The organism is Veillonella sp. DNF00869 (genome assembly GCF_001553345.1).
Lineage (GTDB): Bacteria > Bacillota > Negativicutes > Veillonellales > Veillonellaceae > F0422.
In genome coordinates this window covers 1-385 of record NZ_KQ960765.1, presented here as the reverse complement: position 1 = coordinate 385, position 385 = coordinate 1, and the positions used below count along the sequence as shown (strand labels likewise).

The window sequence follows — 385 nt, the reverse complement described above, 5'->3', positions numbered from 1 at the left end:
TTCTGCCTCTTTTTTAGGTTTCAAGGTAATGGTAGCATCACCGTTTTTAATCACTAGGTTATCTTTACCATTACCAGCGATTTCTTTGATATTACCAAGGTTTTCTGCTAATTTCACATCAAGGTCATTATCAGTTTTAACCACTTTGATGTTATTTGTTTCAGTTGCTGTACGAGTGAAGTTATCTGCACCTTTGATTGTCAAAGTAGTACCTAAGTCACGGTGTACTTTCGCAGTTGTATCGTTACCTGTGAAATCCAAGCCTTTTGTAGCAAGCGTAGTATTCGCTTTGTTGATACGTCCATCTAATTTAGAAATCGCAGCGCCTACATTATTAACTGGTTCTGTACCTGTACCATCATCTTTTGTGATGTTGTATGTAGGG

The 385-nt window shown here is 37.7% G+C and carries 1 protein-coding gene; it reads right to left on the bottom strand.

Annotated elements, in window-relative coordinates:
• The coding region (locus HMPREF3032_RS01745) for a hypothetical protein (RefSeq protein WP_197413477.1) at nucleotides 1-385 on the bottom strand (385 nt) is incomplete at both ends.